This window comes from Thermobaculum terrenum ATCC BAA-798, assembly GCF_000025005.1.
Taxonomy (GTDB): Bacteria; Chloroflexota; Chloroflexia; order Thermobaculales; family Thermobaculaceae; genus Thermobaculum; species Thermobaculum terrenum.
The window spans coordinates 94,934-110,555 of the sequence record NC_013526.1 but is presented as its reverse complement, the minus strand read 5'-3'; the positions used below and the strand labels follow the sequence as shown (position 1 = coordinate 110,555).

The 15,622-nt window shown below is 63.1% G+C and carries 18 protein-coding genes and 1 pseudogene; 7 read left to right on the top strand and 12 right to left on the bottom strand.

The features are described 5' to 3' along the window. Positions 1-7 precede the first annotated feature (7 nt). Complete coding sequence (locus TTER_RS10090) at positions 8-1,363, top strand: ADP-ribosylglycohydrolase family protein (protein WP_012875922.1); 1,356 nt, start codon at positions 8-10, stop codon at positions 1,361-1,363. Beyond that, positions 1,348-1,605, top strand: coding sequence for a hypothetical protein (locus TTER_RS14890; protein ID WP_049823051.1), 258 nt, complete (start codon positions 1,348-1,350; stop codon positions 1,603-1,605). The genes TTER_RS10090 and TTER_RS14890 overlap by 16 nt, the downstream gene beginning before the upstream one ends. Positions 1,606-1,757: 152 nt before the next feature. On the opposite strand, the gene TTER_RS10085 is transcribed toward TTER_RS14890, so the two are convergent. Next, positions 1,758-2,675: an AraC family transcriptional regulator gene (locus TTER_RS10085; protein WP_083768945.1), complete on the bottom strand. Its 918-nt coding sequence runs from the start codon at positions 2,673-2,675 to the stop codon at positions 1,758-1,760. 226 nt (positions 2,676-2,901) lie between these two features. Between TTER_RS10085 and TTER_RS10080 the strand changes: the two genes are divergently transcribed. The 5 genes from TTER_RS10080 to TTER_RS10060 are packed head-to-tail and all read left to right on the top strand — an operon-like array spanning position 2,902 to position 6,065. Then, complete coding sequence (locus TTER_RS10080; RefSeq protein WP_012875921.1) at positions 2,902-3,525, top strand: DUF1326 domain-containing protein; 624 nt, start codon at positions 2,902-2,904, stop codon at positions 3,523-3,525. Positions 3,526-3,551: 26 nt separating this feature from the next. Then, positions 3,552-3,854: a hypothetical protein gene (locus TTER_RS10075; RefSeq protein ID WP_012875920.1), complete on the top strand. Its 303-nt coding sequence runs from the start codon at positions 3,552-3,554 to the stop codon at positions 3,852-3,854. 12 nt (positions 3,855-3,866) lie between these two features. After that, positions 3,867-4,670 (top strand): DUF2182 domain-containing protein, encoded by an 804-nt coding sequence (locus TTER_RS10070; protein ID WP_012875919.1) that lies wholly within the window; start codon positions 3,867-3,869, stop codon positions 4,668-4,670. 46 nt (positions 4,671-4,716) lie between these two features. After that, entirely contained in the window at positions 4,717-5,361 is a 645-nt protein-coding gene (locus tag TTER_RS10065; RefSeq protein ID WP_012875918.1) for a DUF1326 domain-containing protein, read from the top strand. Beyond that, positions 5,358-6,065, top strand: a complete 708-nt coding sequence (locus TTER_RS10060; RefSeq protein ID WP_241215267.1) for a DUF1326 domain-containing protein — start codon at positions 5,358-5,360, stop codon at positions 6,063-6,065. Before TTER_RS10065 ends, TTER_RS10060 begins: the two co-directional genes overlap by 4 nt. Before the next feature lie 672 nt (positions 6,066-6,737). Here the strand turns inward: TTER_RS10060 and TTER_RS10050 are convergent. The 11 genes and pseudogenes from TTER_RS10050 to TTER_RS09995 all read right to left on the bottom strand — a co-directional run bounded on the left by TTER_RS10050 (position 6,738) and on the right by TTER_RS09995 (position 15,496). Continuing rightward, complete coding sequence (locus tag TTER_RS10050; RefSeq protein WP_012875916.1) at positions 6,738-7,130, bottom strand: cupin domain-containing protein; 393 nt, start codon at positions 7,128-7,130, stop codon at positions 6,738-6,740. 33 nt (positions 7,131-7,163) lie between these two features. Continuing rightward, on the bottom strand, positions 7,164-8,030 hold the full coding sequence (locus TTER_RS10045; protein ID WP_012875915.1) for an NAD(P)-dependent oxidoreductase: 867 nt from the start codon (positions 8,028-8,030) through the stop codon (positions 7,164-7,166). 85 nt (positions 8,031-8,115) lie between these two features. After that, positions 8,116-8,913, bottom strand: a complete 798-nt coding sequence (locus TTER_RS10040) for a creatininase family protein (protein ID WP_012875914.1) — start codon at positions 8,911-8,913, stop codon at positions 8,116-8,118. A 47-nt stretch (positions 8,914-8,960) separates the two neighbouring features. Continuing rightward, on the bottom strand, positions 8,961-9,809 hold the full coding sequence (locus TTER_RS10035; protein ID WP_012875913.1) for an LLM class F420-dependent oxidoreductase: 849 nt from the start codon (positions 9,807-9,809) through the stop codon (positions 8,961-8,963). 116 nt (positions 9,810-9,925) lie between these two features. After that, positions 9,926-10,897 carry an aldo/keto reductase gene (locus tag TTER_RS10030; protein WP_012875912.1) on the bottom strand — a complete coding sequence of 324 codons (972 nt, stop codon included), beginning with the start codon at positions 10,895-10,897 and terminating at the stop codon, positions 9,926-9,928. 38 nt (positions 10,898-10,935) lie between these two features. After that, positions 10,936-11,934, bottom strand: a complete 999-nt coding sequence (locus TTER_RS10025) for an aldo/keto reductase (protein WP_012875911.1) — start codon at positions 11,932-11,934, stop codon at positions 10,936-10,938. 24 nt (positions 11,935-11,958) lie between these two features. Continuing rightward, a pseudogene (locus tag TTER_RS10020) lies at positions 11,959-12,624 on the bottom strand (CocE/NonD family hydrolase). 66 nt (positions 12,625-12,690) lie between these two features. Then, entirely contained in the window at positions 12,691-13,068 is a 378-nt protein-coding gene (locus TTER_RS10010; protein ID WP_012875910.1) for a DUF2255 family protein, read from the bottom strand. Between the two features lie 70 nt (positions 13,069-13,138). Next, on the bottom strand, positions 13,139-14,035 hold the full coding sequence (locus TTER_RS10005; protein ID WP_012875909.1) for an aldo/keto reductase: 897 nt from the start codon (positions 14,033-14,035) through the stop codon (positions 13,139-13,141). Continuing rightward, the gene (locus TTER_RS10000; RefSeq protein WP_083769014.1) at positions 14,035-14,403 is read right to left on the bottom strand and encodes a nitroreductase family deazaflavin-dependent oxidoreductase; all 369 of its coding nucleotides are present in this window, start codon (positions 14,401-14,403) and stop codon (positions 14,035-14,037) included. Before TTER_RS10000 ends, TTER_RS10005 begins: the two co-directional genes overlap by 1 nt. A gap of 67 nt (positions 14,404-14,470) precedes the next feature. Then, entirely contained in the window at positions 14,471-15,496 is a 1,026-nt protein-coding gene (locus TTER_RS09995; protein ID WP_012875907.1) for a zinc-dependent alcohol dehydrogenase family protein, read from the bottom strand. Positions 15,497-15,622 lie beyond the last annotated feature (126 nt).

The window sequence follows — 15,622 nt, the reverse complement described above, 5'->3', positions numbered from 1 at the left end:
GTGAGCGATGCTACCAACGAAAGTCGTGGCCGAACGCATTCGGCAAGCTATAGAAGCCCGCGCCCTGCAGGGCTACGTGGTGGATGGCCTGATGGCCAGGTGGGAGGAGGTGAGGTCCAGCCCAGAGGAGTTGATGCGCCTGCAAGACACCCTCCGCATGCTCCCCCTGCAGCCCGAGTGGCCCTACCAAGAGCCCTCAGGACTGGATGAGATACGGGCGGAGAGAGCACCAGTCCAGCTATCCAACCTGTACCTCTCTGAAGAGGAGATAGCAGACAGGATACACGGCGGGTGGCTGGGCAGGATCGTAGGATGCATCCTGGGTAAGCCGCTGGAGGTGGGGTACGGACAGGATGAGATCAGAGCCTACCTGGAGGGAGCAGATGCTTATCCCCTGGACGACTATGTACCTTCCAGCTCGCGCACAGGGCAGATACTCAGGCGTGATTGCGTGCCCAGCATGCGAGGCTTCGTCCAATACGCGCAGGAGGACGATGACCTTAACTACATGTGCCTGGCCCTCAAGCTCCTGGAGAGACATGGACTGAAGTTCACGACGCTGGACGTAGGGCTCAACTGGCTGGAGTCCATCCCGTTCATGTGGACCTGGGGACCTGAGCATTCCGTCTACCTGAACCTGGCCACCGCGGTGGGTGAGCACTATCCGGAGGAGATCGATCTGGAGCAGGTCACGAGCCACCTCAACCCCGGAGAAGAGCTGATAGGAGCCCAGATACGAGCGGACGTGTACGGCTACATCTGCCCGGGGAATCCCGAGCTGGCCGCTGCCCTGGCATGGAAGGATGCCTATCTCACCCATCGCAAGAACGGATTGTACGGGGCCATGTGGGTTGCCGCCACCCTAGCCAGCACCTTCGTGGCCAAAGACGTCGAAGAAGCGATGAGGATGGGCCTGGCACAGATACCCAGGAGGTCCCGGTTCTTTGAGGCCCTAGAACAGACGCTCGCGTGGGCCAAATTGGACGGCGGCTGGGAGGAGACGGGCAGGCGCATCTCCTCATGCTTCGGCAAATACGGCTTCGCGGGAGCCATCAACAACGCGTGTATAGTGGCCGCTGCCCTCATGTACGGTTGGGGCAACGGCGGCGAGCCGGCCTCGACGATCTTCGAGAGGACTATCACCATAGCCGTCCAGCTGGGGCAGGACACCGACTCCAACGGGGCCACAGCGGGATCGATCATCGGGACGATGCTCGGGGCGCACCAGCTACCACAGAAGTGGACCGTCCCTCTGCACGACACGCTGCACACCTGCGTCGTGGGCTTCGGCAAGGAGAACATAAAATCCCTTGCCCACCGCACCTACGAGCTCAGCAGGCTCACCAGGTGGCAATCGCCCTAGGCCTTGATGCGGACCCAAAGGCAGGATTCATTCCCAGAGATGCACCACTGGCTACACCTCTGCGGTGGATGAAATGGGCTGACCTGCATGCGGGCCATCGGGAGTCCACCCCCTTGGGGATGACTGCCCGTCAAGAAAGCCTTCAGCGCCCGACGGTGGGCCATGCCGAGCAGGTCGTACAGCTTGTTCCCAGGATGCGCACATCCCCTCATACAGGAGGATACAACGGCTGCATAATCTGAGCACGAGCATCAGGCTGTCTTGTGACTCTTGTACGTGAGTATCTATCTACAAGGGCTGCAACTCCATCAGCACGCTGGCGCCACTGTGCTGGGGGATTACCCATAGCCCGCTTGAAGGCACGATTAAACGCCTCCTCGGATTCGTAGCCTACTTAGTACGCCACGGCAGCTGCGCTCAAAGTTGTATCGCGCAGCAGATGTGCTGCTGTCTGGAGCCGCCATTCGTTCAGGTAGTGCATGGGAGCACGCCCCAGCAGGCGGCTAAACCGCTCGCTGAGGGTGGAGCGAGAGCATGCTGACCGCCGCGCCAGCTCCTCGACGGTCCACCTGTGAGCCGGATCCGCATGCAGCTCCCTCAGTGCAGGCCCCACGATAGGATCATGCAGGGCAGCGAACCAGCCGATCTGTAGCGGATGGCTTGCCCAGTATCGCCGCAGCACCTCGAGGAGCAAGAGTTCCAGCGGGCGCAGCACTATGGAAGGTGACGTCAGCCACAGTCCCTCAGTTGCCTCGGCCGCGTAACGGGCACTCTCCATAACCCAGGTCGTTGCTGCCCCGGTAGGTAGCTGGATCTCAAGTACGGGCGCAAATGAGCCTACCACGGGGTCAAAGATCGGGTCATCACATTGGAGGTAGATGCAGATCAGACCAGTATGTGGGCCAGCTCCATCATGTTGGGGTAGCTGTCGTTGTAGCCAAGACGCCTGCAGCAGCGATTGGCTTGGAGCTACCTCCGACTCGCAGCTGGTCACGGTATGCCGATCCGCATAAGGCAACAGCACCACTTCCCCTTCGCTGAGCTCCAGGGCGATCCCATCGTGCAAACGCAGGCAGCACTTCCCCTTGGTAACGACGTACATCACCATGAGTCGTCGCGCCGACAAGTGCAGGATGTGGGCCAGGTCGCCCGAGGGAGAGGATTCGTAAGCCCAGGGGGCAGCGAGCTCGGCCCGCAGCACCATGGCACCCGCCAGGCCGATCACCGACAGCAGATCAGCCAGCAGGTCCGGCGGCGATCGCCGTGTGGAGAAATCAGGCGAATTGGTCAACCCCTTCGGCGTCCGCATCATGGTACTCCCCTATCTCGAGCCTTATACTTACGCTCGAGAACAGGATCATTATACTGTCCCAATGTGTGGGAATAGTTGAGGGGCGGGGATCCGCACATCAATCTCAAGGACATCTCAAGGGCATATGGATAGTGCTTGGTGTAGTGGCCAAGGCAACAGCTAACGGTCCGGGAGATTAGTATGTCGTCAGGGATACGGGTGGCCAAGCACCGCGGAGGATATGTTGATGGCAACGCAAGCGACTCCCACATGGCAGATCAAGGGGACCATTGTCCTGGCATGCAACTGCGACTACGGATGTCCGTGCAACTTCAATGCACCACCCACCCAAGGCCATTGTGAGGGTGGGTGGAGCTGGCACATAGATGAGGGCAGCTACGGCGACGTACGTCTGGATAACCTTACCTTCTCGATCCTCTGCGACTGGCCGGGGGCGATCCACGAGGGCAACGGGAAGGCTCTCGTGCTGATCGACGAGCACGCAGATGACGCCCAGCACGAAGCCATCTCCACCCTAGTAAGCGGTGAGGTGGGTGGCCCCTGGGCGATCCTGAGGCACACCTGGACAGAAGTTTACGGGCCGTACCCCGCTGCCTACGAGCTCGACCTGCGAGAGCATCATTCCTCGATCCGTGCGGGCAGCATTCTGGACCTGGAGCTCGAGCCCATTAGGAACCCGGTCACAGGGGCGGAGGCGCATCCGCGCATCCTGCTGCCGGAAGGCTTCGTCTGGAAAGATGGGTGCGTTACCGCCTCCCGGAAGTTCCGGGTACAGCACAGCGTATCCTACGATCACTCGGGCAAGTACGCTGCGTTCGCTAAGTTCGAGTACTCCGGGCCACCCTCATAGCTGATTGCCTGGGGCAGGAGCAGGGCATGGACAGAGCGTCTTCCACACAGTCGATCGAGGTACGTAGCACCAGCTGCCGACATCTCGGACGCAGCCGGCGCTACCAGTTCAACCACGACACTCTCGACCCACTGTGCGTGCAGTGCGCGATTCTCTATCGCCCGGTATGCCATCGGGCCCTCAGGATCGCACTGGTTGCAGGGACGATCCTCACGCTCATCAACCAGGGAGAGCTTACGCCCATGATCCTGCTCAAGACAGGGCTGACCTACGCCGCCCAGTATGCGGTCTCCGCGCTCTCTGTCCTGCAGGCAAACAGAGTACCTTAAAGGAGAGTAGCCATGTCGCAAGCGAACTCGCACGAAGTCCACCAACACGGTACGAACGCCCTACAGGTCCTCAGGCGGCGCGAGAACCTGTGGATCACGGTCGCGCTGCTCACGATAACCTTGGGAGCATGGATCTACACCATCTACAGGCCCAATCCAATGGGTGGCATGGATGGCGGGATGATGACGGGCGGCGGCATGAGCGATGTGACGCTCTTCCTGCTCGGTTGGAGCGTAATGATGGTCGCAATGATGATACCCGCGACGCTGCCGCTGATCCTACTCTACAGGACGGTGTCGCGCACGCGCACGACTGTATCGTCATTCCCATGGCTGGGGATGGGCGGACTCTTAGCAGGCTACCTCGCCGTATGGGTGGTGGTCGGGCTGCCGGTGTACGCCTACAGCTTGCTTGCCGATCAAATGGGATCATGGGGCACCGCGCTGCCAGCAGCGCTGCTGGTCGCGGGCGGGCTGTACCAGTTCACGGCCCTCAAGCGCTCGTGTCACTCTCGTTGCTCCTCCCCACTGTTCTTCCTCATGCAGTACTACAAACCCGGTCTGAGTGGGGCGATTAGGCTCGGGATACTGCACGGCATAGACTGTCTGGGCTGTTGCGCGGGACTGATGGTGGGGTTGGTCGCGCTTGGAATGATGAACTTAGCACTGATGCTCACGGCCGCCGTGATCATCTTCGCTGAGAAGACCTTGCCCTCCGGGCATCGGGTGTCCAGGCCGCTGGGCATGGCCATGGTAGCGGGAGGCATCCTGCTCCTGGCTTTGTCGTTGACCAACGGGAACCACATGACGATGTAGACGCTTGGCCATCTCTGTAGAACAAAAACATGGGAGGAATAGGAAAATGAATCAAGTACCTGAATGGCATGTTACTGGAGATTGGTTTGATGTGTGCAGTTGTAGTGTGCCATGCCCCTGCGAGTTCGCTCAGCCGCCAACGAACAACCACTGCGAGGGTGTCCTCGTCTGGCACATCCGCGAGGGCCATTACGGCGACGTGCAACTAGATGGATTGAACGTCCTCGCCCTCGGCGCGTTCGATGACAATATCTGGGCGGGCGCGAAGGCGGCGATGGCTATCTTTCTAGACGAGCGGGCCGACGAGCGCCAGCGGCAGGCCCTCCAGTCAATCTTCGGAGGTCAAGTTGGAGGTTGGCCAGCAGGATTTGCCGAGCTCATAGGCGACCTGCGAGGGGTCGAGTTTGCCCCGATCAGGGTCGAGGTATCTGACGACCTGGCCTACTGGCGAGTTGAGATACCTGGCAAGGTGACCGCTACAGCCGAAGCACTCTCAGGCCCCACGACCCCGTCCGGGCAGAGGGTCCAGCTGATGAACCCGCCCGGCAGCGAGGTCGGACCTGGCCAGGTGGCCACCTGGGGGAGCAGAGACGTGATGGAGCCCACCGAGGTCTTCGGTTTCCGGACCAACTTCACCGGCAGGTCGAGCAAGCACATCCCGTTCGACTGGAGCGGTCCAGGGGAGTCGTGACCGGAAGCGATACTTTGGCATCCTTTGTTGCCTATACAGGAGGTGTGGCGGGAATAATATGGTGCTTACGAGCGGGGTTTGACAAGCAGGTGCATACTCAGGGGAAACCTATGGCATGGCATATCTCAGGAACGTACTACGCACCATGTAGCTGCAAGGTAGGCTGCCCATGTACGCTTGGCGAGCCGGACGGCGACCAGGGCTGGTGCTCGGGCGCGATACTGCTTGATATCCAGAGCGGCGAGGTCGACGGCACCGACGTGAGTGGGTCCAGAGCGCTGTTTCTAGCGGACTGGCCTCGCGGATTCATCAGTGGCAACGGCACGGCCAGGATATACTTCGACTCGAGCATCTCCGCCGAGAAGCGCTCTGCATTGGAGCCGATGCTCATGGGCAAGATGGGAGGAGTGCTGGAGGTGCTGGCTTCCCTCGTGCCCAACATGCTAGCACCTAAGGATGCCCCCATTCAGATACAGACGATCGACGGCAAGACCCAGGCAACGGTGGGGGACGTGGGTATGGTCGTGGTTGAGCCCCTGGTCGGACCTAATGGTGAGCCGACCGTCCTGCAGAACGGGGCATTCGCCTTTCGCGGCCACATCACGCTCGGGAGAGGTACGGGCACGTACTTCCACGATCCAGAGATGCGGGCTTGGACCAGTGCTGGGCACGGGGAGATGGAGGAATTCGACTGGAGCGCATGACGTGATGCTGGCAGCGACCAGGACAGCGGCTCTCCGCTGGCACCGGGGCTGAGACCAGATACATAGTTATGAGCCTACCGCTCAGATACCGACGTCTCACCGCCGGTATCTTAGCCTAACACTTCAATAAATAGATGGGCGGATCCCCATACCGACGCTGGATGGAGAGCAGCAGGAGCTGGCTCGAGACCCTGAAGGTGCGGGGAGGCAGCAGCGATGGGGGCAGCTGCCCTTGACAGCCCAACCGATACGCTGCGGGGAGGGGTGCAGAAACCCTGATGAGCTCAGCGCCAGCACCCACCCCAATACCTACCCGAAGGGTCATTCCCCTCCCAGTAGAGGCGTATTGGGGATCCCCATCAGCCACCGCGTCATGACTGGGCGAGGTCGGATCCCGAGGCTTACAGCCGACCTCGCCCAGTCACCGCACCCATATATGGCACGAAGCTACGCATCCGCACTGAGCACCCCTCCGGCACAGCACCGCTAGGTAACGGCTGGGCTGCAGCCCTCCACGAGTGGATGAAGTAGTGCTTGCCGGACGCTAGTCATTAGCTGTAGTTGCCAACCCGACAATCCAGTACGCACCGCCCCGACGGTGCCCTCTGTAGCTTAGATATAGGGCACCGGGGCTGTTGCGGTCCTGCCGGTGCTGCCATGGGCTACCGGGGATTATCCCGCGCGGTAGTCCTCGTCCGACACGGGATCCAGCCAGGTGACCCTGCCGAAGGTGATCGCCAGGTGGCGCATCCGGTGCTCCTCCTCGGGATGCGCCCCGTGCCAGTGCTCGACTCCGGCGGGGATGCGCACGATGTCTCCCTCCGAGGCGTCCACCGGCTGCTCGCCGCGCACCTGCACCCGGCCTCGCCCCTCCAGGAAGTACAGCACCTGCTCGCCGCTGTGCACGTGCCAGAAGGTGCGCGCCCCCTTCTCGAAGGTCACCCTGGCCATAGCCACCGGCCCCTCAGAGGAGACGACCGACTGTATGTGGGTGGTGCCGGTGAAGCTAGTGGGCTCGCCGGACTGCTGTGGTAGATCTTCGATATGCTCAACCTGCAGCGCCATCTCTTACCTCCTTGGTTCTGTAGTGCCTCTGCATCAGGCCCCCCTGAGGACCTCCACCACGGCCGCGAAGTCCGCATCAGTGAGACCCCGCGCGAGGGCCATCCTGTAGATCTCGCGTGCCGCGGCCACCGTCGGCAGCGGCACGGTCCGCTCGACGCCCTCGTCGAGGGCGTAGGTCATGTCCTTGTGCATCCAGCGCAGGGCGAACTGCGTGCTGTAGTCGCCAGAGAGCATCTTGGGCCCCTTGGTCCTGACGACGGCGCTGCCCACCGCCCCGTTGCTGAGGATGTCCAGCACCTGAGAGGTGTCCAGCCCCGCGCTCTCCGCCAGGTGCAGCGCCTCGGCCAGGGCCGCGGCCTGCACGCCGACCAGCAGGTTGTTGATCAGCTTCATCGTCGCCCCGCTGCCGGTAGGTCCTAGGTGATGGATCGTCCGCCCCATGGCCTTCAGGATCGGCTCAACCTGTTCCAGGGTGCGCGCGTCCCCGCCTACCAGGAAAGTCAGCTCGCCGGCCTCCGCCTGGGGCTGGCTGCCGGTGACCGGGGCATCGAGGAACTGGCAGCCCATGTCCTGCGCGCGCCCCGCGAGCTCCCTGACCCACCTGGTCGAAAGGGTGCTGCACTCGATCAGCACCATCCCGGGTCTAGCGCCCTCCAGCGCGCCGGCCTCGCCCAGCCAGATGTGCCGGGACGCGCCGTCGTCCGCGACCATGCTGATGACGACGTCGGCCCCCTCGGCAGCCTGCCTGGGAGTATCGGCGACCTCCGCCCCCGCATCCCGCAGGGGCAACCCTTTCTCGAGGCTGCGGTTATACACGACCAGCGGGAAGCCCGCCTTGAGCAGGTTGCGCGCCATGCCGCTGCCCATCAGCCCCAGACCGATCAAAGCCACACGCTGCATGCTTCCACCTCCTTCCAAAGCTAAGACCGCAAGAGTTGCTACACGTAGCCGAGTAGCACCAAGCGTGCCCGCCAAGATGGTGCGCCTAGTACGGAGAAGCTGACCCCCTGTAGAACTCGTCCTGCAGGCGCGCGGCCTCGGTATCGGCCTTGATCGCGCGCAGCGCCCTGGCCACCTGTTCGGCTCGGGCATCCAGGAGCCTGTCACCTGCCTCGGCGTCCGCGGCCCGGGCGTCTCCCTGGTAGTGCGTGGGGTGATCGGCGTACCACCAGATGCCGGTCTGCACCCCGGCCTCGCGCAGGGCCCTAAGGCGACCCAGGGCCCTGCCCTCGTCATTGGTCGGGACCTGGTCCATGCGCACCAGGTCCGGGCGGATCGCGAGGATCATGCTCGTCTCCCCCGGCCCGGCGTGGCCCTCGGCAGAGGCATCCCACGGGACCTCTACGCCCTGGGGCAGGGGGCCTAGCGCGTGCACGATGTAGATCACGTAGTCGCGCGGGCTGTACAGCGGCAGCATGTTGAACAGCGCCAACAGCCCGAAGTTGCCACCGTGGGCGTTCAGCAGCACGATCTTCTTCAGGCCGTTGCGGGCCACCTCCCGGCAGACGTTGTCGAGCAGCTGGATCATCAGATCAGGATCGATGCTGATCGTTCCCGCCCTGTGACGGGCCTCAGGGATCTGCGTGAAGATGTAGTCGGGGAAGACTATCGCCGGCTCGATGGCCGCGGCGCGATTGGCTACCTCGCGCCCTATGTACATGTCGGTCCCCAGAGGGAGGTGATGACCGTGGCGCTCGATTACCGACAGCGGTATCACGCACACGCCCCCGCACTCCTTGACCGCCTCCGGGAAACGGTCTCCGGTAAGCTCCTCCCATCTCATCTCCTGCGCCTCCAAAAGTTAGAAGTGTTCTAGGGACTCATGTCCCGTCAACTAAACTGGCTAACTACCTCGTCGGCAAGCTTAGAGACTATCCCCTCGGGATAAGGGTAAGTCAGCATCAGGACTAGGTGCGTGGCCCCGGCTTCGACGAACGCCCGCACCGCCTCGGTGGTCGCCTGCAGATCGTCGTAGTTGACCCGCAGTTGGACCGAGAGCTCGATCTCGCTGGGATCGCGGCCCACAGCCGCGCAGTGCTCGTGCAGCACCTGCACCTTGTGCCGGAAGGTCTCCACATCGCCGCCAGTCGAGTTCCATATATCGGCGTAGCGTGCCGCGACGCGCAGGGTGAGCTGCTCGCCGCCGCCACCGATGACGAACGGCGGGTGGGGCTTCTGGACGGGCTTGGGCTCGCAGCGCGCCTGCTTGAGCTGGTAGTAACGCCCATCGAAATCGGTGAGGTGCTGGGTGAAGAGCCGCTTGATGATCTCGCAAGCTTCCCCCAGCCGCCGAATGCGCTCGCCGGGCTTGTAGAGCGGGATGCCCATGCTCTCGTGCTCGTACTCGTTCCATCCAGCGCCGATCCCGAAGTCCAGCCGCCCACCTGAGATCACATCCAGGGTGGCCGCCATGTGCGCGAGCACCGCAGGGTGGCGGTAGGTGTTGCCCGTGACCATGATCCCCAGCCGCAGCCGGGAGGTCTGCGCCGCCAGGGCCGACAGCAGCGTCCAGCCCTCGTAGCATGGGCCGTCGAGATCCCCCTGGATCGGCGCGAAGTGGTCGAACAGCCAGGCGTGCTCGAACGCAGGGTGCTCATCGGCCTCCTTCCAGACCCGCAGCATGGCCTCGTAGGTGGTGTGTTGAGGAGCGGTCTTGATGCCCCATCTCAGCTTGGTCAACTCACGTGCCCTCCTTGACTTTGATGACCAGGACCGACGGCCGCCTCCTGAGTACCAGGCGGCCGTCGAGGTGCATTGTAACCTCTAACCTTCGGGGCTGTAAATCACCTCCGAACCTACCAGGCGTAGGCCATGGGCGCCTCACCTCCTGGTCCGGGCCAGATCTCGTCCAGCCGACGCAGCACGTCCTCCGAGAGCTCTATCTCCAGCGCCCTCAGGCTGCCGGTCAGCTGCTCGACCGTGCGCGGGCCGATTATGGGAGATGTGACGTCGGGATTGTGCAGCAGCCAGGCCAGGGCCACGTTGGCCGGCTCCTCTCCCAGCTCTCGGCACAGCGCCTCGTACGCTTCCAGCTGAGGGCGGCGCCTCTCGATCTGCTCCCGCATGCGATCGTCCGCGCGTCGCCCCTCGCTGACCCCTCGCAGCACGCCTCCGAGCAGCCCGCCGCCGATAGGGCTGTAAGGGATGAGCCCCAGGCCGTAGTGGCGGCACGCGGGGATGACCTCCAGCTCTACCATGCGATTGCTGAGGTTGTACACGCTCTGCTCGGACACCAGCCCGAGGAAATGGCGCTCCCTGGCGGCGCACTGCGCGGTAGCGATGTCCCAGCCAGCGAAGTTGCTGCTGCCCACGTAGAGCACCTTCCCCTGCTGGACGAGGACCTCCATCGCCTGCCAGATCTCGTCCCAGGGCGTGCTGCGCTCTATGTGGTGCATCTGGTACAGGTCTATGTGGTCGGTCTGCAGGCGCCGCAGGCTGTCCTCGCACGCCTTGCGGATGTGGTATGCGGAGAGGCCGCGATCGTTCGGCCCGTCGCCCATCCGGCCGTACACCTTGGTGGCCAGCACGATCTTGTCGCGCCGTCCACCCCCCTGCGCCAGCCACCTGCCGATGATCTCCTCCGTGACGCCTGCCCCAAGATGGAAACCGTAAACGTTGGCGGTGTCGAAGAAGTTGATGCCGTGCTCCAGCGCCTGGTCCATGATCGCGAAGCTCTCCTGCTCGCTCGTCTGGGGACCAAAGTTCATGGTGCCCAGGCACAGGCGACTTACCTGCAGGCCCGTGCGGCCCAGCGATGTGTACTGCATGTCTTGCCTCCTTCTCTAATAGATATCCTCAGTATAAGCTATCTGGCCGGCGTTGGGTTCGGCCCTACCACCGGATGGGGGACATAGGGCTCCTCCAGGTAGGCCACGTCCTCTGGGGAGAGCTGCACGGACAGCGCCCCCACGGCCTCCTCCAGGTGCTCGGGCTTCGTCGCGCCGATGATGGGCGCCACCACGGGCTGCTTCCCCAGCAGCCAGGCGAGGGCCACCTGGGCGCGTGTGACGCCGTGCCTCCGCGCCACCTCGGCGACGCGCTCGATGATCTGCCAGTCCGCATCGGCCATGGCGTCGTACTTCCCCTTGGCTATCTCATCGGTCTGCGCCCGCAGGGAGCTCTCCTGCGACCAATCGCGCGTCAGCCTGCCGGCCGCCAGTGGGCTGTAGGGGATGACCCCTATCCCCTCCTCCCGGCAGAGCGGCAGCATCTCCCGCTCCTCCTCCCGGTAGATCAGGTTCATGTGGTTCTGCATGGAGACGAAGCGGGTCCACCCGTGCCTCTCGGCGACGTACAGGGCTTTCTGGAACTGCCAGGCGAACATCGCCGACGCACCGATGTAGCGGACCTTGCCGGCCTTGACCAGGTCGTGCAGCGCCTCCATAGTCTCCTCTATCGGCGTGTCGTAGTCCCAGCGGTGGATCTGGTAGAGGTCCACGTAGTCGGTCCCCAGTCGCCTGAGGCTGTGGTCGATCTCGGTCATGATCGCCTTGCGCGACAGCCCCGCCCCGTTGGGTCCCGGGCGCATCCTACCATACACCTTGGTAGCGATGACCACCTCATTGCGGCTGGCGAAGTCCCTCAGGGCCCTGCCCAGGATCTCCTCGCTCACGCCCAGCGAATAAACGTTGGCCGTGTCGAAGAAGTTGATGCCCAGATCGAGCGCCTGCTTGATGACCTGCCTGCTTTCCTCCTCGCGGAGCACCCACTTGTGCACCCAGCGATCGGGATCTCCAAAGCCCATGCATCCCAGGCAGATACGTGATACCTCCAAACCGGTGTTACCTAACCTTGTGTATTCCATAAGTGCTTCCTCCTTTTCATTGAGTTATCTCCTTCGAATAATCGGCAGAATCAGGCGCGATGGCCGGGCTGCGTCGTGGAAGACACGGTTGACAGCCGTGCGGTGACTCAGCCAGTCAAGGTAGGACAGCGCGTACTGGCGAATCAGTGGATGGCTGGCAAGGGGTATCTCCGCTAGTGCCGACTCCAGATCGAGCCGACCATCGACCTGCACGCCCCGGCGCCTCATCTCGGCTGAGATGATATCCTCAACCACCCAGCGCAAGTCGTGCAACACTTTAGCTCCCCCTTGGTAGACGCAGCCAGCGCACATATCCGAGAAGGTCACCGAGGGTACCATGGCCCGCAGAGCTGAAGGACTCTCCCTGGCCGGCAGCCACTGGGTAGCTCCCAGGTAGTCCCCCGAAGGGCCTACGATCTCGCTGGACCACAACTGAGAAGCGGCCCAGGCGAAGGTATCAAGGCCGTCGTGCGTCTCATGGATCAGGGGATAGAACTCACCCTCGGAGGCGTAGCGCCCACGCACGTCCTGTATCATAACCACTTAGTCCTCCTGTACGGCCCGCGGCACATCAAACCCGTCGAATGGCACGCGGTCCTTGTCGTAAGGGGTACGGGTGATGAGCACTGGCGCGGGTGACGCTCCATCCAGGCGATAGACGTCGGTGGCTAGCCTCACTCCATCACGCATAGGTGCCATAACGTTCTTCTCGATGAGTATCCTGGGCATACCTCCACGCTCTCCTTCCAGTCAGGGTCAGCTGGGGACTACCTTGAGCGTGGTGCTCCGCGCCGTCGGGGTGAGCATCGGAGGCACGTAGCTATCAAGGTAGCGGCGGTACTTCGTGCGGTACGCCTCGTCTATCTGATCGTTGACGCCTGGGTCGGCCTCGGGATGGAAGGCCACATCCCTCTCCAGGCCGCCCGCCAGCAGCTTGCCGGCGCCGCTTGCCCTGGCGGCTCGATACCAGGCAGCCTCGGCCCCTCGATAGGAGCGCACGTAGAGGTCGTCCCCCACACGCACGATCCAGATGGTGACGGGCCTGCGGGGCGTGCCGTCCCGCCTGAGGGGAGCCACCTGTATCTCCTCGGCCTCACCGATCCGCTCCAGATCCTCCTTTGTCCACACTGCCATGAGGTCACCTCCTTGCTATCCTCACGAATATCATCCTCATCCTTGCATGCTAGGCCAGAAAACCTATATCTTAGTCTTCGATCCTCCGAGGGAACATCCTGGTGTCCACCAGCTTGGGATCAGGACCACCGCGCACACCGGTGTCCAGTGCGTCGATCGCCGCGACCTCCTCGGCCGTGAGCTCGAAGTCAAAGACATCTATGTTCTCCGCTATGCGCTCGGGCCGCGCTGACTTCGGGATCGGGCAGAGCCCATGCTCAAGATGCCAACGCAGTACAACCTGAGCCGAGGTCTTGGCGTACTTGGCTGCCAGATCGACGATGACCGGTTCCTCCAGGCAGTTCTTCACCTTTTGCGGGTCCGTGGGGAAATACCTGTACACCCCACAAATCGGCGACCAAGATTGCGTGACGATGCCGTGTGCAGCATTGAACTCCCGCAGATCCCGCTGCGTGAAGTAGGGGTGCAGCTCCACCTGATTCACAGCTGGTGGGGTGTTCACCTCGGCTAGGAGCCTCTCTAGGTGGCTTGGACTGAAGTTGCACACCCCTATCGCCCGCACCAGCCCATCGACCAGCAACTTCTCGACCGCCCTGTAAGACGCTACCGTGGCTGCAAAGTCCGAGGGCACTGGCCAGTGGAGCAGGTACAGGTCGACGTAGTCCAAGCCTAGCTTGCGCAGGCTTCTGTCGAAGGCATGCAAAGCGGAATCATATCCGTAGTCGCTGATCCACAGCTTGGTCTGAACGAATACCTCCTCACGCCCCATCCCGCTGCTCCTGATACCCTCGCCCACCTGTCGCTCGTTGTTGTAGGAAGCGGCTGTATCGATGAGTCTGTATCCACAGGCCAGAGCGTTCCGGACTGCATCGGCGGTCTGCTCGGGTGGGATCTGGAAGACCCCAAACCCAATCACCGGCATCTCTACTCCATTGTTCAGGATGACCACAGGTCGTGTAGTGTCCATCACGATACCCCCTCAAACTCGATCACGATCGGCAGGGATGTGCGCCCCCACTCGTCGAGCTCACCGCCCCGCCGGTACTTCTCCACAAGCAGCCTGCGGGCCAGCTGGTCCTCAGCCGTGTCGGGCTGGAGCACTCGGGCCTTGCCAGTGTGCACTTCCCCACCCAGCTCCAGCGTGACCTGCGGGTTGGCCCGGATGTTGCGCACCCAGTCAGAACGGTCCCTGCCGCCCGAGAGCAGGTAGACGCGCCCGTCCGCCACCGCAAACCAGATCTCGATGCGGTGGGGACGCCCCGTCCGCCGGCCAACGGTCGTTAGGTAGGCGTAGAGCCTGTCCGCGTGCCGCTCCAGCCAACGCCGGAGGGCCATCCTATCCTCTTGCATCTCCAACCTCCTCACCACACCTCGGGCCCAGGCAACGTGTTGCCTGGGCCCCTCAAGGCACCAGCATCACCTTGATCGCGCGCCGCTCGTCCATAGCCCGGTAGCCCTCGGCCACCTGCTCGAGCGGCAGCCGCAGGTCGAACACCTTGCCAGGGTTGATCTTGCGTTGCCATATCAGGTCGATCAGCTCCGGCAGGAAGCGACGTACCGGTGCGGGGCCGCCATGCAGGTGCACGTGCGAGAAGAAGTACTCGTTGCCGGGGATCTGCACGTCGTGCAACACGCCGACGAACCCGACGTGCCCCCCAGGCCTCGTGGAGCGGATGGCCTGCATCATCGCCTCCTGCGTGCCCACCGCCTCGATGACGGAGTGCGCCCCCAGGCCGTTCGTCAGCTCCTTGACCCTGGCCACTGCCTCATCTCCCCTCTCCTGGATGATGTCCGTGGCGCCGAACTCTCTGGCCAGCGCCTGCCTCGATGGGTTGCGGCTGCCCGTCAGGATGATGCGCTCGGCACCCATCAGGCGCGAGGCGAGCACCGCCAGCAGGCCCACCGCCCCGTCGCCGACCACCGCCACCGTCTTGCCGGGACCCACCTCGGCGGCCACGGCCCCGAACCAGCCCGTGCCCAGCACGTCGGAGGCCGCCAGCAGGTCGGGGATCATGTCGTCGGGCGGGACGTCCGGAGTGGGCACGAGGGTGCCGTCCGCCAGGGGAACGCGCACGTACTCCGCCTGCGCGCCCGTGGGCGCCCCCGGCTGTCGATTGACGCACGAGGTCTGGTAGCCGGATCGGCAGATCTCACAGGTGTTGTCCGAGGCGAAGAAGGTGCCCACCACGAACTGCCCTGGCCTGATGTGCTTCACCTCGCTACCCACCTCCTCGACGAAGCCCGCGTACTCGTGCCCCATCGGGGCAGGCCGCGTCACCGGGTCTATCCCTCGGTAGGGCCAAAGGTCGGAGCCACAGATGCACGTCGCCGGCAACCTAAGGATGGCATCCGTGGGCTCGACTATCTTCGGATCAGGACGCTCCTCGCAGCGCACGTCGCGAGGGCCATACAGCACGGTACCTTTCATACTAACCTCCTTCCAGAACGCACTTATGTCTACTATGGCTTAGGCCATCGGCACCATCAAGCGGTGGGGGACCACAGCCTCCGCACCTAAGCTCGAGGCACCTCAGTGCAGGAGACGGACCCTGAG